Source organism: Peterkaempfera griseoplana (assembly GCF_001418575.1).
Classification (GTDB): Bacteria; Actinomycetota; Actinomycetes; order Streptomycetales; family Streptomycetaceae; genus Peterkaempfera; species Peterkaempfera griseoplana.
This window is the reverse complement of record NZ_LIQR01000216.1, coordinates 1-12,461: the sequence shown is the minus strand read 5'-3', so window position 1 is coordinate 12,461 and position 12,461 is coordinate 1. Positions and strand designations below refer to the sequence as shown.

General features: G+C 73.1%; 15 protein-coding genes and 1 riboswitch. Of the genes, 10 read left to right on the top strand and 5 right to left on the bottom strand.

Annotated features, from left to right (window positions below; translation table 11 throughout):
* Nucleotides 1-1,583 (top strand): copper resistance CopC/CopD family protein (locus AOK09_RS43210; RefSeq protein WP_055588105.1); only part of this gene is annotated, 1,583 nt, incomplete at its 5' end.
* 133 nt (nucleotides 1,584-1,716) lie between these two features.
* Nucleotides 1,717-2,277, top strand: a complete 561-nt coding sequence (locus AOK09_RS17270) for a methylated-DNA--[protein]-cysteine S-methyltransferase (protein ID WP_055588104.1) — start codon at nucleotides 1,717-1,719, stop codon at nucleotides 2,275-2,277.
* A 169-nt stretch (nucleotides 2,278-2,446) separates the two neighbouring features.
* On the opposite strand, the gene AOK09_RS17265 is transcribed toward AOK09_RS17270, so the two are convergent.
* Together AOK09_RS17265 and AOK09_RS17260 are read right to left on the bottom strand one after the other, a co-directional pair.
* Complete coding sequence (locus AOK09_RS17265; protein ID WP_407675411.1) at nucleotides 2,447-2,644, bottom strand: Sec-independent protein translocase subunit TatA; 198 nt, start codon at nucleotides 2,642-2,644, stop codon at nucleotides 2,447-2,449.
* 349 nt (nucleotides 2,645-2,993) lie between these two features.
* A complete protein-coding gene (locus tag AOK09_RS17260) occupies nucleotides 2,994-3,461 on the bottom strand; it encodes a PaaI family thioesterase (RefSeq protein WP_245687330.1) in 468 nt (155 codons plus the stop codon).
* A gap of 182 nt (nucleotides 3,462-3,643) precedes the next feature.
* Here AOK09_RS17260 and AOK09_RS17255 point away from each other — a divergent pair, with 182 nt between their 5' ends.
* Complete coding sequence (locus AOK09_RS17255) at nucleotides 3,644-4,549, top strand: LysR family transcriptional regulator (RefSeq protein WP_055588103.1); 906 nt, start codon at nucleotides 3,644-3,646, stop codon at nucleotides 4,547-4,549.
* A gap of 112 nt (nucleotides 4,550-4,661) precedes the next feature.
* Nucleotides 4,662-4,853, top strand: a complete 192-nt coding sequence (locus AOK09_RS17250; RefSeq protein WP_055588102.1) for a 2-hydroxymuconate tautomerase — start codon at nucleotides 4,662-4,664, stop codon at nucleotides 4,851-4,853.
* A gap of 49 nt (nucleotides 4,854-4,902) precedes the next feature.
* Here AOK09_RS17250 and AOK09_RS17245 read toward each other — a convergent pair whose 3' ends face one another.
* Nucleotides 4,903-5,193, bottom strand: coding sequence for a YiaA/YiaB family inner membrane protein (locus AOK09_RS17245; RefSeq protein ID WP_055588101.1), 291 nt, complete (start codon nucleotides 5,191-5,193; stop codon nucleotides 4,903-4,905).
* A 72-nt stretch (nucleotides 5,194-5,265) separates the two neighbouring features.
* Between AOK09_RS17245 and AOK09_RS17240 the strand changes: the two genes are divergently transcribed.
* The 4 genes from AOK09_RS17240 to AOK09_RS17225 all read left to right on the top strand — a co-directional run bounded on the left by AOK09_RS17240 (nucleotide 5,266) and on the right by AOK09_RS17225 (nucleotide 9,437).
* Nucleotides 5,266-5,613 (top strand): VOC family protein, encoded by a 348-nt coding sequence (locus tag AOK09_RS17240; RefSeq protein ID WP_055588100.1) that lies wholly within the window; start codon nucleotides 5,266-5,268, stop codon nucleotides 5,611-5,613.
* Nucleotides 5,614-5,678: 65 nt separating this feature from the next.
* Nucleotides 5,679-7,175, top strand: a complete 1,497-nt coding sequence (locus AOK09_RS17235) for an MFS transporter (protein ID WP_055588099.1) — start codon at nucleotides 5,679-5,681, stop codon at nucleotides 7,173-7,175.
* Between the two features lie 201 nt (nucleotides 7,176-7,376).
* A riboswitch (cyclic di-AMP (ydaO/yuaA leader) is annotated at nucleotides 7,377-7,584 on the top strand.
* Between the two features lie 11 nt (nucleotides 7,585-7,595).
* On the top strand, nucleotides 7,596-8,531 hold the full coding sequence (locus AOK09_RS17230; protein WP_055588098.1) for a M23 family metallopeptidase: 936 nt from the start codon (nucleotides 7,596-7,598) through the stop codon (nucleotides 8,529-8,531).
* Nucleotides 8,532-8,888: 357 nt separating this feature from the next.
* Nucleotides 8,889-9,437 (top strand): DinB family protein, encoded by a 549-nt coding sequence (locus AOK09_RS17225; protein ID WP_055588097.1) that lies wholly within the window; start codon nucleotides 8,889-8,891, stop codon nucleotides 9,435-9,437.
* Between the two features lie 44 nt (nucleotides 9,438-9,481).
* Here AOK09_RS17225 and AOK09_RS17220 read toward each other — a convergent pair whose 3' ends face one another.
* Nucleotides 9,482-10,351 carry a hypothetical protein gene (locus AOK09_RS17220; protein WP_055588096.1) on the bottom strand — a complete coding sequence of 290 codons (870 nt, stop codon included), beginning with the start codon at nucleotides 10,349-10,351 and terminating at the stop codon, nucleotides 9,482-9,484.
* 218 nt (nucleotides 10,352-10,569) lie between these two features.
* Between AOK09_RS17220 and AOK09_RS17215 the strand changes: the two genes are divergently transcribed.
* Both AOK09_RS17215 and AOK09_RS17210 read left to right on the top strand, forming a co-directional pair.
* Nucleotides 10,570-11,322 (top strand): glycoside hydrolase family 12 protein, encoded by a 753-nt coding sequence (locus tag AOK09_RS17215; RefSeq protein ID WP_079063145.1) that lies wholly within the window; start codon nucleotides 10,570-10,572, stop codon nucleotides 11,320-11,322.
* A gap of 159 nt (nucleotides 11,323-11,481) precedes the next feature.
* The gene (locus AOK09_RS17210; RefSeq protein WP_055588095.1) at nucleotides 11,482-11,799 is read left to right on the top strand and encodes an STAS domain-containing protein; all 318 of its coding nucleotides are present in this window, start codon (nucleotides 11,482-11,484) and stop codon (nucleotides 11,797-11,799) included.
* 22 nt (nucleotides 11,800-11,821) lie between these two features.
* Here AOK09_RS17210 and AOK09_RS17205 read toward each other — a convergent pair.
* On the bottom strand, nucleotides 11,822-12,461 hold a 640-nt coding region (locus AOK09_RS17205; protein ID WP_055588094.1), incomplete at its 5' end, for a hypothetical protein.

The following is a 12,461-nucleotide window of genomic DNA, read 5'->3' as shown; positions in this document are numbered from 1 at the left end:
TGCTGCTGGGCGGCGCCGGCACCGCCGCCGCCCACGCCGCCCTGGCCGGATCGGCTCCGGCGGCCGACGCGGTACTGGACACCGCGCCGCGGGAGGTGGTGCTCACCTTCAGCGAGGGCGTCAGCGTCCCGCCCGACGGACTGCGGGTGCTGGGCCCCGGCGGACTGCGGGTGGACGACCGGCGGCCCGGGCACGCGGGGGGCGACGGGCGCACCGCCAGGGTGGCGCTGGGACCGGGACTGCCCCAGGGCACCTATGTGGTCTCCTGGCGGGTGGTGTCCGCCGACAGCCATCCGGTGTCGGGCGGGTTCACCTTCTCGGTCGGCCATGAGTCCGCCGCCCCCGCCGTGGCGGCGAACGGGAGCGGCGCCCTGGTCGGCGTGGCCTACGGCGTCGGCCGGGGACTGGCCTACGCCGGGTTCGTCGTCCTGGCCGGCGGTGCGCTGCTGATGCGCGGCAGCGCGGCGGTGCGGCGGCTGGTGTCGGCCGGATGGGCGGTGCTGGTGATGGCGACGGCCGGACTGCTGGTGCTTCGTACGCCCTATGAGTCGGGCGGCTTCGGGTGGGCGGCCGTCCGGGAGACGCTGGCCGGGCGGCCCGCGCTGGCGCTGCTGGCCAGGCTGCTGCTGGTGCTGCCGCTCGGCCCGCTGCTGCGCCGCGGTGCGCCGGGGGCGGCCGTGGCGGTGCCCGCGGTGGCCGCGGGGGCCACCTGGGCGGCGTCGGAGCATGCGGCGACAGGGCCGCAGACGGCCCTTGCCGTCCCACTGGACCTGCTGCACCTGCTGGCGGCGTCGGTGTGGCTCGGCGGCCTGGCGGCCCTGCTGGTGACCCTCGTCAAGGAGCCTCCGGCGGTGGCGTCGGCGTCGGCGGCCCGGTTCTCCCGCTGGGCGCGGGCGGCCGTGGCGGTACTGGTGGCGACCGGGGCGTACCAGTCCTGGCGGCAGGTGGGGAGCTGGCATGCGCTGGCGGACACCGGGTACGGCCGGCTGCTGGCGGCCAAGCTGGCGGCGGTGGGGCTGCTGCTGGCCGCCGCCTGGTACTCGCGGCGCTGGACCGCGGGCCCGGCAGTGTCGGGAGCGGGAGCGTCGGGCGCGGTGACGGTGGCGCGGCTGCGCTGGTCGGTGGCGGCCGAGACGGCGGCCGGGGCGGTGGTGCTGGCGCTCACCGCACTGCTGACGTCCAGTCAGCCCGCGCGTACGGCGGTGGAGTTCACCGCCGCCACGGCCGCGCCGAGGCCCACGGTCTATGCACAGGTGCCCTTTGACACCGGGCTCCCCGGCGGCCGTGGCAGGGGGACGGTGGAGATCGTGCTGGATCCCGGCCGCGCCGGTGACAACTCCCTGCAGGCGGTGGTGCTGACCCGGGGCGGCGCGCTGGCCGTGGTGCCGGAGCTGCGGATCCGGATGGCCCTTCCGGACCGGGGCGTCGGTCCGCTCCAGGTGCCGCTGGAGCAGCGCGGTGCCGCCTGGGAGGCCGACGACCTGCGGGTCCCGCTGCCGGGCCGGTGGACTCTGACGGTCGTGGTGCGGACCTCGGACGTCGACGAGGACACCGGGAGCGTCCAGGTGGAGATCCCCGCCTGAGCCCAGGCACCGGCCTGCCGGGCCCCGCAGGCCGGACTCGCGGGTTTCCGCCGTCCTCACCGGGGGATTTCCGCCCCCACCCCACGGCGGGTGATGCTGGTGGGACGACGCCGAGGGGAAGGGGAGCACGGCGATGGCCGTCAGCTGGGTGAGCGTGGAGGCACCGGAGCCGGTGGGCGGTGTGAGTGTGGCCGTCACCACGGCGGGTGCCGCCGCGGTGGCGTTCTCGGCAGAGCCGCCGGCCGAGGTACCGGCCCTGCTGGCGTCGGCGCCCGGGGCCGACGCCGAGCGCACGGCGCTGGTGGCACGACAGGTCGCCGAGTACCTCGCGGGGCGGCGGCGGGTCTTCGACTTCCCGGTCGACTGGTCCCTGACCTCGGGTGCGCAGCGTACGGTGCTCCAGGCGCTGCACCGCACGGTGGGCTACGGCCGTACGGTGACCTACGGCGAGCTGGCGGCGGGCAGCGGGGTGTACGACGGGGTGGCGCCCGGCGAGCGCTGGGCGGGGGCGCGCAGTGTCGGCCAGATCATGGGTTCCAACCCGGTCGCGCTGATCGTGCCGTGCCACCGGGTGGTGGCCTCCGACGGACTGGGCGGCTTCGGCGGCGGGTACGGCGGGGTGGAGGTCAAGCGGTGGCTGCTGACCCTGGAGGGCGTGCTGCCGCCCACCCTCGACTGGAACGGCCCGGCCTGATCCGCGGCCCCCTGGTCAACGGCACGCCGGTCCACAGCTTCCGGTCGGCGGGCTTCCCTCAGCCGACCCTGGTCGGCGTCTCCTGATCAGACGGCGAAGGGCGCGGGACGCCGCAGCAGCGGCCCGGCCGCGATGGCCGGTCCGCGCTGGGACACCCCGCGCCCTCAGATCAGGACGCCTGGTTCTCGTGCACCGGCTGCTGCCGAAGCGGCTGCTGCACGGGCTCCTCGGCTGCGGTGACCCGCTCGACGGTCGGGGTGTCGTCGCGCATGGCCTTGGTCTCGGCCTTGAGGATGCGCATCGATTTGCCCAGTCCGCGCGCCATCTCGGGCAGCTTCTTGGAACCAAACAGCAGGACGACCACCACAAGCACCAGAATCAGGTGCCACGGTTCCAGTCCGTTCCTCAACACGGTCGCCTCACCCCTCTCCACGTCTCGTGGGCCGGGCCGACGCCCGTGCCTCTCCGTGCAGTATCACCCGGCGCGGCATCCCCCGGACAGTCCCGTCTGCGGCCGGGCCTGGTCAGGCCGGTCGCTCGCGCGGCCGCCGATCCCGGGGTGGTGCGGGCGCACCGCCCGGGGAGGCGGTGCGCCGCCCGGTGCAGGTCCCGGGTGTGGAGGGGGCTCCGGGAGCTGCAGGGCCCGCTCCTCGTGGCAGGGGAGTCGTGGCAGTGGAGCGCCCCGCGGGGAGGCCCGGCCGGGCTGCGTCCGGCGGTCAGCGGCCGTCGACCGCGATCATGGTGGCCTGCATCAGGGCGACCGGCTTGCGCGCCCCGCCGTCCACCGACTCCACCTCGGCCGACACCACCGTGATGGTGCGGCCCGCGCGGACCACGGTCGCGGTCGCCCGCAGCCGCTCTCCGACACCGGGGCTCAGCAGGTTCACCTTGAACTCCACACTGAGCACGTTCCGGTCCGCCGGCATCAGCGACTGCGCGGCCGCTCCGGCTGCGGTGTCGGCCAGGGTGGTGATCGCCCCGGCGTGCACAAAGCCGTTCTGCTGGGTGACCTCCGTCCGTACCGGCAGGTCGAGCACCACCCGGCCCCGGGCGATCTCCACCACCTCCACCCCCAGCGTGGTCAGCAGCGCCTGCCGTTCCAGGGTCTCGCGGACCCGGGCCACGGCGGCGGTCTCATCGGTGGCGGTCTCATCGGCGGCGGCGTCATCGGCGGCGGTGGTCACATCGGGCTCCAGTCGGGGTGGTGCGGGGGCCCGGCCACGATGCGCGGCGGACCGCGCCCGAGTCAAGATCGGTCCGGCCGGGGCCGTGCCGGGCCACCTGGCTCTACGGCCAGTAGATATGCCGTGGGCAAGGCAGTTGGATGGGGGTCCGCCTCCGTCCGGGAGGCCGTACTGGAGGCTGTATGGAGTTGCGGCAGTTGCAGTACTTCACGGCGGTGGCCGAGGAACTGCACTTCGGCCATGCGGCCCAGCGGCTGCACATCGTGCAGTCGGCCGTCAGCCAGCAGGTACGGCGGCTGGAGCGGGAGCTGGGGGTCATGCTGTTCCGGCGGACCAGCCGCACCGTGATGCTCACCCCCGAGGGCCGGCAGCTGCTGCCCCGCGCACTGGCGGTGCTGGCCGCCACCGACGCCTTCACCGCGGAGGCCAGGCAGCTGGCCGAGTACGGAACCGACCGACCGCTGCGGCTGGGGACGGGCTCCAGTCTGGGCAGCAGGCTCGATGTGTTCCTGGACGCCGTAGCCGGGCAGGACGCCCGGCTGAGGGTGCAGTTCGAGAAGTCCGGGCGGGAGGAGCGGCTGCGGCGGGTCCGCGACGGAAGGCTGGACGCGGCCTTCGTCCGCGGCGCTGTGCCGCAGCCGGGGCTGAGGCTGCTGCCGCTCTGGGAGGACCGGCTGCTGGTGGTCCTCCCGGCGGCGCACCCGTTGGCCGAACTGGACCCGCTGCCGCTGCACCGGCTGCGCGGGCTGCCGCTGCGGCTCGCCCCGTCGGCCGGCGCGTCGGGCCTCGGCGAGGCGGTGGGCAGGGCGTGCCGGGCCGCCGGCTTCGAACCGGAGCGGGGGCGGCCCAACACCTCGCTGGCCGAGACGCTGGCCGAGCTGGCCGCCGGCGAGCAGGCCTGGACGGTGCTCTTCGCCGCCAGCAGCGACCTCGCCATCACCCGGCGGGTCGCCTGCCGGGAGCCGGCGGGCCCGCCGATGCTGCTGCCCACCGGGCTCGCCGTCAGGGAGGACCTGGAGCCCGCGCGGATGCGGCTGCTGGAGACCGCCTGCGCGGCGGCGTTCCTCGCGGTCGATCACGATCGCTGATGGGTGCGTTCGCCGAATGCTGCTTGTTGCACCCCGCGCCCCGGTGATGGAGTGATGTCGAACCGGGCGGCCTCACACCGCACGGCCCCCAGCATCCGACGAGGAGTCAGCAATGCCCCTGATCGAGGTCAAGCAGATCGCCGGCCGCACCATCGAGCAGAAGCGCGAGATCGCCCGTGAGCTCACGGACGCCTTCGTCCGGGCGACCGGGGTCAAGGCGGAGAGCGTCTGGGTCACCATCGAGGACCTGCCCAAGGAGAACTGGGCCACCGGCGGCACCCTGATCGCCGACCGTCCCGCCTGACCCCCGTCGCCCGCGGGCCCGGATGCGCCGGGCCCGCAGCGGCCGCGGCTCAGACGCCCTCGACCTTGAAGGGGTCGTGCTCGGCCAGCAGCTTCTCCAGCCGTGCCTGGTCGACGCGGCTGACCATGTCCGAGGTCTCCTGCCGGTCCCGCACGCACTTGGCCAGCGTGAAGGCCGAGGTGACCACGTACAGCAGGCCGACCGCGAGGAACGCCCGCATCCAGGTGTCGACCGGCAGACAGGCGATCCCGACGCCGAGGGCGCTGCCGGACAGTGCGAAGGAGAGGACCGCCTGCACGTAGTAGGCGGAGGTGGTCCGCGGCTGCATCGATGCACTCATGGCGGCATCATCGCGCCGGGCGGGGCGCGCGGCATGAGTACGGATACCCAGGTTCGGCAGTAGGTTGGCCCTGTGGTGGGACGAATCGACGAACTGGTGGTGGACTGCGCCGAGCCGGGTGTGCTGGCGCGCTTCTGGGCCGCCGTGCTCGGCGGGCGTCCGGTGGACCGCAGCCCCGACTGGTCGTATGTGGACCCGCCGGACCAGCAGCCGAGGATCGCCTTCCAGCGGGTTCCCGAGGCCAGGCCGGCCGGCAAGAACCGGCTCCACCTGGACGTCTGCGTGGACGACATCGACAAGGCCCGGGAGCAGCTGCTGGCGCGCGGGGCGCGGGCGGTGGGCGAGGTGCAGCTCGATGACCAGGGAGCCTTCCAGGTGATGCGCGACCCGGAGGGCAACGAGTTCTGCCTGGTGCGTTAGGCGCCGCAGGCCGGGGCAGACGCCTGTCCACAGTGGTGGATCGGCGGAACTGCGGAGGTCCGTGGATGAGTGGCGAGGAGGCCGCCGCCGGCGGCGGAGTGCAGACCGGAGTGATCCGCACCAAAGTCCCGGCCCGGCTCGACCGGCTGCCCTGGTCGCCGTGGCACTGGCGGATCGTCATCGGGCTGGGCACCGTCTGGATCCTGGACGGTCTAGAGGTCACCATCGTCGGCAACATCGCCGGCCGGCTCTCGGAGCCCGGCAGCGGCCTGGCGATCTCCGCGGCACAGGTCACCGGCCTGGCCGCGGCGCTCTATGTGGCGGGGGCCTGCGCCGGGGCGCTCTTCTTCGGATGGCTGACCGACCGGTACGGCCGCAAGAAGCTCTTCATGCTGACGCTCTGCGTCTATCTGGCGGCGACCGCCCTGACCGCGGTCTCCTGGACCGCCTGGTTCTTCTTCCTCTGCCGCTTCGCCACCGGCTTCGGCATCGGAGGGGAGTACGCGGCGATCAACTCCGCCATCGACGAGCTGATCCCCAGCCGTCACCGCGGGCGGATCGACATCATCATCAACGGCACCTTCTGGATGGGCGCCGCCGCGGGGGCGCTTCTGTCGGTGCCGCTGCTGAACACCGCGCTGCTCGCGGTGAACGTCGGCTGGCGGCTCGCCTTCGGGCTGGGCGTGGTGCTGGGGCTGGTGATCCTGCTGGTGCGCCGCCATGTCCCGGAGAGCCCCCGGTGGCTCTTCATCCACGGCCGGGAGGACGAGGCCGAGGAGGTGGTGGCCGAGGCGGAGCGCATCGTGGCGCGGCAGAGCGGCGCGTCCCTGGAGGAGCCGGAGCAGTCGATCGCCATCCGGCAGCGGCGCAGCATCGGCTTCGCCGTGATCGCCCGCACCATGGTGAAGCTCTACCCCGGGCGCACGGTGCTGGGCCTGTCGCTCTTCATCGGCCAGGCCTTCCTCTACAACGCGGTGACCTTCGGGTACGCGACCATCCTCAGCACCTTCTTCAAGGTGCCCACCGGCTCCACGGGTTACTACTTCGTGGTGATCTGCGCAGGCAACTTCCTGGGCCCGCTGCTGCTGGGCCCGCTCTTCGACTCGGTCGGCCGCAAGCCGATGATCTCCGGCACCTACATCCTCTCCGGGGTGCTGCTGCTGGGGACGGCGGCGCTGTTCCGCGCGGGCTCGCTCGACGCGGGGACGCTGACGGCCTGCTGGGCGGTGGTGTTCTTCTTCGCCTCGGCGGGCGCCAGCTCGGCGTACCTCACGGTGAGTGAGGTGTTCCCGATGGAGACCCGGGCGATGGCGATCGCCTTCTTCTACGCGGTCGGTACGGCGGTCGGCGGGATCTCCGGGCCGCTGATCTTCTCCGGCCTGGTCTCCACCGGGAAGCCGTCCGACACCGCGCTCGCCTTCACCATCGGGGCCCTGCTGATGATCGCGGCCGGGGTGGTGGAGCTGTTCCTGGGGGTGCGGGCGGAGCGGCGAGGGCTCGAGTCCATCGCTCTGCCGCTCACCGCGGAGGAGTCGCAGGCGCCGGATCCGGCCTCTTCCTGACGCTGGGTGACCAGGTGCTGACGGGGCGGAAGGGGAAAGGGGTCACCCGGGGGGCGATCGGCGGCAATTCGTCCCTCCTGTCCCTTGCGGTTGCCTTTGCATCTCCCAAGTGGCTTGGAATCGCGGCGTCCTGGGATTAACGTTTGATAACGCAGCGCGGCGCAAACGCCGTACCACGACGGCACCGCGCGGCATCGCCTAATCCTGAAGGCGCCGGAGCCATGGCGCCAGGGAGCCGGGGAACCACCGTTCCTTGGGGTGAATCGGTCGAAACGGACCTGTCCGTGTCATGACGGAGCGTTACTGTGAGCGCCCGTTCCTGGCTCGGCGGCACCGGCCCCGGAGACCGTAGGAGACCTTCCTGCTCCGAACCCGTCAGCTAACCCGGTAGGCGAGAGGAAGGAAAGGAGTGCGCCAGCCGTGGCGTCGTCGTACCGTCCCGAGGGCATGCCCTCGACCCTCCCCCTGCCGGACGAGCAGCCCTGGGCCATGTTCGAGCCGGAGACCGGACCGGAACCCGTCACCGTGTTCGGCGGTGACCCGGACCGCGGCCGGCACCGGATGCCCAGGCAGCGCAGTGCGGGAGGCATCGGCTCCTCCGCCGTGGTCGGTGTCGCGGCGATGGCCGCGACCCTGGGCACCACCGGCTTCACCACCTATGCCGCCGCGACCGCCGCCGAGCAGGCGGAGGACACACATGGCAGCGCCTTCGCCGAGGCCACCGACCCCGGCCTGGCCCTGGCCGCCCGGATCCAGGCGCAGGCCGACAGCCAGCGCACCGCGGCCGAGGAGTCGGCCCGGCTGCAGGCAGCCCGGGACGCGGAGGCCAAGCGGGCCGTACAGGAGCAGGCCGCCCAGGTGGCCGCCGCCGAGGACGCCGCCGCCAAACGCGCCGAGGAGGCCCGGCAGAAGAAGGAGGCGGCCGAGCGCGCCGCCCGCGAGGCCGAGCGCAGGCTGCTGGGCACCTTCACCCTGCCGGTCACCGGCTACACCCTCACGGCGGGCTTCGGCCAGGCCGGTTCCTACTGGTCGCAGCTGCACACCGGGCTGGACTTCGCCGTCCCCACCGGCACCGCCGTGAAGGCGGTGGGCAAGGGGACGGTCACCTCGGCCGGCTGGTCCGGCTCCTACGGCTACCGGGTCATCGAGACGCTGCCCGACGGCACCGAGATCTGGTACTGCCACCTGTCGTCCATCGTGCAGGGCTCGGGCTCGGTCAACGCCGGCGATGTGATCGCCCGTTCGGGTGCCACCGGCAATGTGACCGGCCCGCATCTGCACCTGGAGGTCCGGCCCGGCGGCGGTGCACCGGTCGACCCCAAGCCGTGGCTGCAGTCGCACGACCTCACTCCCTGAGCCGAGCCGCACCCGCCGGGCCCGTCCTCCGGGCCCGGCCGGGCACTCGTCGTTCACCCCACCCTGGCCGGCCCGGCTTCCCCTGAGGCCATGGCCCTCCCGACTCCGACGGCCCCGGCGACCACCCCCCCGACGCCGGGGCCGTCGGCCTGGCTGCCTGCCCGGCGTCCGCATACGGGCCGGGGCGGCCTGTCGGCACCCTCTCGCCACCGCTGCGCTCACCCGCGTCAAGGACCTGCCGCACCCCGACCCCAGGACGCCTGAATCCGCTTCACCCCATCGGGTCAAGCAGGACGGGAACCGTCCGCGTTCCCGCCTACGGTGAGGTCAAGGCACAGCGGAAAGGAACCTTCACCCATGGCGACGACCCCCGGCTCCCCCACCCCCGCCGGCGAGCGCGGCGACATCCTGCAGATCCTGGATGAGCAGCGGAACTTCCTGCGGATCGCGGTCCGCGGCATCGGCGACGAGGACGCCCGCCGCCGCACCACGGTGAGCGAGCTGACCCTCGGCGGGATCCTCCGTCATGTCACCCGGTGCGAGCGCAGCTGGACGCACATCCTGGTGCACGGCGACGGCAGCATGCCGGAGGGCATGACCGACCCGGAGCAGTACCGGATGTCCGACGACCAGACGCTCGCCGGGCTGCTGGAGGAGTACGCGGCGGCGGGCCGCGCCACCGACCGGGCCGTCGCGGACCTCCCCGACCTGGACCGGCAGTGCCTGCTGCCGCGGTTTCCCTGGGGGCCGCAGCAGGACGTCCACTGGTCGGCCCGGCGCATCCTGCTGCACATCATCCGTGAGACGGCCCACCACAGCGGCCACGCCGACATCGTCCGGGAGGCGCTGGACGGGGCCAGCACCACCCTGCAGATGTCCGAGGTGCTGGCCGGTCAGTCCTCCTGACCTGATGTCGAGACCGGGGACCGCGGCACACCGGTGCCGCGGTCTCAGTCCTCGCGGGCGGCGAGGTGGGTGTCGATGTCGGACTGCTCCGGCTCGGGCGCCAGGTCCGGGTAGTGGTCGCGCAGCAGCGCCGGGAGCCCGGGGACGGTCCACTCGCCGAGCAACCGTACGGCCTCGTCGACGACCAGCCGGCCGTAGCCCTCGACGTCGCGGCTCAGCTCGGGCGGCAGGCCGCGGCCCTCGGCGACCATGGCGGAGAGGCTGCGGTAGACGCGCTCCAGCAGCCGGTTGCCCAGCAGCAGGCGGGCGTTGTCGGTGGCCATGCCCAGGGTGAGGATGCGGGTGTCGTCCCAGGCCTCGGGCCTGCCGTGCTCCTCCTCGGGGGCGACCAGCTGGGGGAGTGCGGCCCAGGCCGCCGCCCGGCCGTCCGTGCCCTTCTCGCGGAAGGCGTCCAGCCAGGCCCGCACCGCGGCGTCGTCCGAGCAGTCGACGCCGTCGGCTCGCAGCAGCATGGTGTAGAGCCGCGGCCAGGTCAGCCGCCCGGGCATCCGCATCACCAGCGGGAACCCGGCGGCCAGGCCGTCCAGTTCGGCGTGCAGCTTCGTCTGGCGCTTGGCGTTGAGCCGCTTGGCCGCCCGCTGGTGGTCGATGACCAGGCGGAGCGCGTCCAGATACGCCTGGCAGCCCTCGGCCTCGGCGTCGGCGGTCATCGGCAGCAGCTCGTAGAGCAGCTGGTCGATCTCCTCGGCGGTCACCTCGGGGTACCCGTCGTGCAGCCGGGCGCCGGCGAGTTCCAGCAGGGTGAGCACGATGCGCAGTGGCCGCTCGGGCACCTCGCGGTCCTGCTCGGCGGACCATGCCAGCAGGTCGTCGGTCCGGGTGCGCGGGGTGAGCTCAAGAGCCGGGGCGTTCATGCCTCGTACGGTAGCCCCCCGGCGGGAGTTGTCGCGGACACGAAATCCTGCCGTCCCAGTCGTTGCGCTTCGACACATTCGACTCCTATGGTTTCGGCGGGGCTCATGGTGGCCCTCCACCTGCTCAAAGCTCTGTCGAGGCGCTTCGACTTCCCGCTCGGCCGCGCGTATCGCCGGCGGACTCCCCGTGTTCCGACCCCTCCACCGGGAGACCACTGATGACCGGACATGCTTCGATCGGCACGGCAACGACCGGAAGTGCCACATGTGCGCCCGCCAGGCCGCGTGCCCTCCTGCTCGGCCTGCTGGCGGCACTTGCCGCCGCCCTCGGGCTCGCGGCGCAGCCCGCGTACGCCGCCACCTGGTCCTCCAGCGACCAGTGGGCCACCTGGTCCAACGGCGGCTACACCCTCTACAACGACATCTGGGGCAGCGGCGCCGGCCCGCAGACCATCTGGGCCAACTCCTCTTCCAACTGGGGCGTCTGGGCGAACCACCCCAACACCGGCGGGGTGAAGTCCTACCCCAACGCCACCAAGTACGTCGGCAGGACGCTCAGCTCGCTCGCCTCGGTCAAGTCCAGCTTCAACGTCACCGTGCCGTCCTCCGGTGCCTACGAGACCGCCTACGACATCTGGGACTCGGGCAACGCCAACGAGATCATGCTCTGGATGAACAGGACCGGCGCCGTCGGACCGCTCGGCACCTCCCAGGGCAGTGTCACCGTCGGCGGCCACACCTGGACCGTCTACAAGGGCAGCAACGGCGCCAACGCGGTCTTCTCCTTCGTCCGCACCTCCAACACCAGCTCGGGCACGGTCGACATCCTGGCGGTGCTCAACTGGATCCGTACCACCAAGGGCTGGTTCGGCAACGTCACCCTGGGCAACGTCCAGTTCGGCTACGAGATCACCTCCTCCTCCGGAGGGCTCAACTTCACCATCAACTCCTTCTCCGTCAGCGCGAGCTGACCTCCTCCCCGCGCCGGACCAGGTGCCCGCCGGCAGCCGTTCACGCTGCGGCGGGCACCTGGCTGGCGCGATCCCGTACCCGGATGGCACCGTGGAGGGACACGGGCCCCAGCTCGGCGGGCGCCGGGCCCCCGACCCTCGAAGGGGGCCGGCTTCGGCATGCAGCAGACCCTCGCCATCACCGTCGACCAGCGCGGCGGGCTCACCGTACTGACCCTGGTCGGGGACATCGACCATGACGCGCGCCCGCTGCTGGACGCCCTCCTCGGGCGGCTGCCGGACCCGGTCGGCCGGATCCGGGTGGAGATGGCCGGCGTCCCCTTCATGGACTCCGCCGGTCTGCACTTCCTGGTGGAGCTGCGCCGCCGCCAGACCTCCGGCGGTACCGGGCCGCCCACCCTGGTGGGCGTCCGGGAGCAGCCGGCCGGCGTCCTGCGCCTCACCGGTCTGGACACGGTGCTTGGCATAGCCGCCTGACGGTACATCAGGGACGCTGGGCTCAGCCGGTTGCGGCCTTGAGCTTGTCCACCTGCGCGGAGAGGATCCGCTGGGGCAGCGGCACCGGCTTGCCGCTGCTGATGTCGAAGGCGGAGAAGAGCGCGATCGCGGTGCCGGTGCGGACCAGGACCATCCGCAGCGAGGTGATGCTGCCGCCACCGCTGCTGGCGAGGTCCAGCTGGACCGAGTCGTCGCCGAGCGCGGGTGCCTTGCCGGGAGTCACCTGGACGGTGGTGACGGAGCCGTCCTTGTTGTTCGCCGCGCGGAAGGCCGCGCAGTGCTTGAGTGCGCCCTCGAGGTCGGCCATGGTCCGCTCGGCGCCCCCGGCGGGGTAGGAGGCGATCCGGCTGGCGAGCACCTGGGTGCGCTTGGCGGCCTGGGGGTAGTTCTGGGCCCAGGCCGCGGTGGGCTTTCCCGCGCCGATGTCCTGGATGGGCTGGCACTGGGCGGGCACGGTGGTCGAGGTCGAGGTGAAGAGGGCGTCGGCGGAGGCCGGCTTCACGATCCGGTAGCCGGCCGGCAACTCTTCGGCCGTCAGCGCGGCCGCCTGCAGCTGTGCCTTGGTCAGCACCTTGGCCGCGGGTCCGCTGCTGCCGCCCTTGCCGCTGCTGCACCCCGCGGCGGTGAGGCCCACGGCGGCG